General features: G+C 64.6%; 1 protein-coding gene. It reads left to right on the top strand.

The window, feature by feature from the left end; all coding sequences use genetic code 11:
• Positions 1 to 786 (top strand): ABC transporter permease (locus tag HX846_RS37975; RefSeq protein WP_178967552.1); only part of this gene is annotated, 786 nt, incomplete at both ends.

Below are 786 nucleotides of genomic sequence, written 5' to 3'. Positions count from 1 at the left end.
TGAGCCTGGCGCTGATGGCCTTGCTGCTGGCGTTGGCCGCCAATATCGGCGCGGGCTCGATGACCTCGGGCTTTCGCCAGACCTTCAACAACTGGCTGGAACAACGCCTGACCGCCGAGTTGTACCTCAACCCGCAAAATCCGGCCCAGGCCGAGGCGCTGCAAACCTGGCTGGTACAGCAGCCCCTGGTGCAGACAGTGCTGCCGACCTGGCAGGTTGCGGTGCAGTTGCAGGGGTGGCCGGCTGACCTGTTCGGCGTGGTCGACGACCCTACTTATCGCCAGCATTGGCCGCTGCTGGAAGCGGCGGCGAACCCATGGAGCCAGTTGTTGCAGGACGACAGCCTGATGCTCAGTGAGCAAATGGCACGCCGGCTCAAGGTGCGGCTGGGCGATGTGGTCAGCATCCCCACGCCCCAAGGTCCATGGTCGCCGAAGGTCGTGGGGATTTATGCCGACTACGGCAACCCCAAGGGCCACTTGCTGGTGAATTCGCGGCACCTGTTGCAGCACTGGCCGGGATTGTCGCCGGCGCGTTTCAACCTGCGGGTTTTGCCGGGCAACGTGCCGCCGCTGGTGCGTGCAGTACAGGAACGGTTTGCCCTCGAAGACAGCCGCATCGTCGACCAGCAGCAGCTCAAGGGCTGGTCGAGCCAGGTATTCGAACGGACTTTTGCCGCCACCGCCGCCCTTAACAGCCTGACCCTGGGCGTGGCCGGCGTGGCGTTGTTCATCAGCCTGCTGACCCAGAGCCAAAGCCGTCTTGGCCAGTTGGCCCCGCTGTGGG

Origin of the sequence: Pseudomonas sp. K5002, assembly GCF_013386655.1 — a bacterium.
Lineage (GTDB): Bacteria > Pseudomonadota > Gammaproteobacteria > Pseudomonadales > Pseudomonadaceae > Aquipseudomonas.
This window is presented reverse-complemented; position numbering and strand designations above follow the sequence as displayed.